Origin of the sequence: Streptomyces sp. SID11385 (genome assembly GCF_010548245.1) — a bacterium.
Classification (GTDB): Bacteria; Actinomycetota; Actinomycetes; order Streptomycetales; family Streptomycetaceae; genus Streptomyces.
Genome location: NZ_JAAGLR010001007.1, coordinates 1 through 2299 on the forward strand (window position 1 = coordinate 1; position 2299 = coordinate 2299).

At 75.3% G+C, this 2299-nt stretch carries 2 protein-coding genes and 1 pseudogene; all 3 read left to right on the top strand.

All coding sequences use genetic code 11. The annotated features are described in order from the left end of the window. The first annotated feature begins 107 nt into the window (after positions 1-107). On the top strand, positions 108-1262 hold the full coding sequence (locus G3I42_RS30870) for an ABC transporter permease (RefSeq protein WP_164291018.1): 1155 nt from the start codon (positions 108-110) through the stop codon (positions 1260-1262). A gap of 252 nt (positions 1263-1514) precedes the next feature. Then, the gene (locus G3I42_RS30875) at positions 1515-2024 is read left to right on the top strand and encodes a SigE family RNA polymerase sigma factor (RefSeq protein WP_164291017.1); all 510 of its coding nucleotides are present in this window, start codon (positions 1515-1517) and stop codon (positions 2022-2024) included. A 20-nt stretch (positions 2025-2044) separates the two neighbouring features. Then, positions 2045-2299, top strand: a pseudogene (locus tag G3I42_RS30880) (hypothetical protein); the annotation flags it as partial.

Genomic DNA, 2299 nt, shown 5'->3' on the forward strand with positions numbered 1-2299 from the left:
CACCGGGAGCCGAGCCGCCCCGGCGGCGGCGCGGGCGCCGGCGCCCGCGCCCGGTGGAGCCCTCCGTGTTCTCCGCGCGCGACCTGCTCGGCGAGTCCGTCGCGGGGATGCTCCAGCGTCCGGCCCGCTCCGCGCTCACCGCGCTCGGCACCGTGCTCGGTGTCGGCACCTTCGTCGCGATCCTCGGGCTCACCGCGACGACCTCCTCGCAGATCGACGCGCGTTTCTCGGTGCTGACCGCGACCGAGGTGACGGTCGAGGACATCGGCACGCAGCAGAACGAGTTCGCGGGGCTCGCCTTCCCCGAGGACGCGGACCGGCGCGTCGAGCGGCTCGCCGGGGTCGAGCACGCGGGCGTGTACTGGACGGTCGACACCCGGGCCGGCGACGCGACCGTGCGCACCTCGCGGGTCGCGGGACAGCAGGGCGAGCGGGCCGACATCGTCGCCGCCTCGCCGGGCATGTTGCGCGCCGCCGTCCCGCACCTCAAAGAGGGCAGGCTCTACGACGCGTACGCGGAACGCACGGCCCAGCCCGTCGTGGTGATCGGCGACGGCATGGCCGAACGGCTCGGCATCACGACGCTCGCGACGCGGCCCGCGCTCTTCATCGGGGACCGGCCCTTCACCGTGATCGGCATCGTCGACGACGTGCGGCGCAACGCGGACCTGCTCCTGTCGGTCGTCGTGCCCCGGGCGAGCGCCGAGCGGATCTGGGGCGAGCCGGCCTCGGGCGCGAAGATGCTGGTGTCGACGGAGCTCGGCGCCGCGCGCCAGGTCGCCCGCCTCGCGCCGACCGCGCTGCGCCCCGACCACCCCGAGTACCTCAAGGCGCAGCCGCCGCCCGACCCGAAGACGCTGCGCGGCCACGTCACCTCCGACCTGCGCCAGCTCTTCCTGCTCCTCGCCGCGATCTGCCTCGTCATCGGCGCGGTGGGCATCGCCAACACGACGCTCGTCGCGGTCCTGGAACGCACCGGTGAGATCGGGCTGCGGCGGGCGCTCGGGGCGCGCGGACGGCACATCACGGCGCAGTTCCTCAGCGAGTCGGCGGCGCTCGGCGCGCTCGGCGGGCTGATCGGTACGAGCCTCGGCACGCTCACCGTGGTCGGCGTCGCGGTGGCGCGCGACTGGACCCCGGTGGTGAACCCGGCGACGGTCGCCGCCGCCCCGGTGATCGGCCTGCTCACGGGGCTCGTGGCCGGGGTGTACCCGGCGTGGCGGGCCTCCCGCATCTCGCCGGCGGAGGCGCTGCGGCGCTGAGGGCGGGGGTGTACAGGTGTGCCGGGGGTGCCCCGGGCCGGAAACGGTCCGGGGCACTCGTCCGTACGGGGGCGGGGGCGCCCGTACGGGGGCGGGGCGCCCGTACCGGGTGGGGGCGGCGCTCCGCGTGCGCCGGTCGGCGCGTGGCGTGCGTACCGGAAAATCGGGGGCGCGGGTCCGTAACGCGGGGCGGGGGTCGCGGCGTCCGGAAGGTGTGCGGGAAGAGAGACGGGCAGCCAGGAGGAGTGGTCGATGAGTGTGCGCGCACGCCGTGAGGCGGAGACCGAGGAGTTCTTGCGGGCGGTGAGCCCGCGCCTCTTCCGTACGGCCTTGCTGCTGTGCGGGGACCACCACCTCGCGGAGGACCTGGTGCAGACCGCGCTCGGGAAGATCTACGTCTCCTGGGGCAAGGTCAGCCGCGCCGAGCACCCCCAGGCTTACGCGCGGGCGATCCTCACCCGCGCGTACCTCTCCCATGTCCGGCTGCATCGGACGCGGGAGAGGCCCGTCGCTCACCTGCCCGAGCGGGCCGCGCGCAGCGAGGAACCGACGCTGCGCCTCGCCCTCGCGCAGGCCCTCGCCCAGCTCACGCCGAAGGAGCGCGCGGTGGTGGTGCTGCGGTACTGGGAGGACCGCAGCGTCGAGGAGACGGCGAAGGAACTGCGCATCAGCCAGGGCAATGTGCGCGTCCGCGCACTGCGGGCGCTGGCGAAGCTGCGCACGGCACTGGAGAGCGAGCGCGAAGCGCTCGGCGAACGCTGAAGAGACCGGGAGGCGGAGTCATGGACAAGCGGGAACAGGAGTACGGGGCACACCTGAGCGAGCTGCTGGAGCGGTACGCGAGCGAGTCGCCCGTACCGGCCACGGAGCAGTTGGTCGAGGGGGGCCTCGCGCGGGGGCGGCGCAGCAGGGCGCGGCGGCGGACGCTGTGGACGACGGGCGGCTTCGCCGCGGTCGCGGCGGTGACGGTCGGCGCGACGCTCACGGCAGGTGCCGGGGACGGTACGGGCGGCGGAGGTCCGCGCGGTGGGGCCGCG